This window comes from Vibrio sp. 970, from assembly GCF_033339075.1.
The window spans coordinates 1-529 of the sequence record NZ_JAWOTW010000761.1 but is presented as its reverse complement, the minus strand read 5'-3'; the positions used below and the strand labels follow the sequence as shown (position 1 = coordinate 529).

Below are 529 nucleotides of genomic sequence, written 5' to 3'. Positions count from 1 at the left end.
GTCTTCTCATTGCCATCTATCAATGAAATCACAGGCTGGTACAAACAGATTGATGTAGATGCAGTTGATACGGTTTTAAATAGCATTACAGTGTCACTTTCTGCCGCATTGGAAGATGAACTAAGTGCCACTTACCACACGCTAAAACAAGCCGAATACACCATCGACCATGCAGCAATCGGCAAACGTGCGTTGCGTAATCAATGCCTTCAGTTCTTAGCTCATACAGACAAAGGTAACACGTTAGTTAAAGCGCAGTATGAAGCTGCCAATAACATGACCGATACCATTGCAGCTATGAGTGCAGCGAATAGTGCTCAACTGGAATGTCGTGAAGAGCTGATGGCTGATTACAGCGATAAGTGGAAACATGACGGTTTAGTTATGGATAAATGGTTTGCACTGCAGGGGACTAACCCAGCAGAAGATGCACTTGAAAAAGTGAAAGCAACCATGAATCACGAGGCGTTCAGCTTGAAGAACCCGAACCGTACGCGCAGCTTAATTGGCTCGTTCTTGGCTGCAAACC

1 protein-coding gene is annotated in these 529 nt (G+C 45.0%); it reads left to right on the top strand.

Features of this window, described 5'->3' with window-relative positions; genetic code table 11:
- On the top strand, positions 1 to 529 hold a 529-nt coding region (locus tag R7Q11_RS29050; protein WP_225467330.1), incomplete at both ends, for an aminopeptidase N C-terminal domain-containing protein.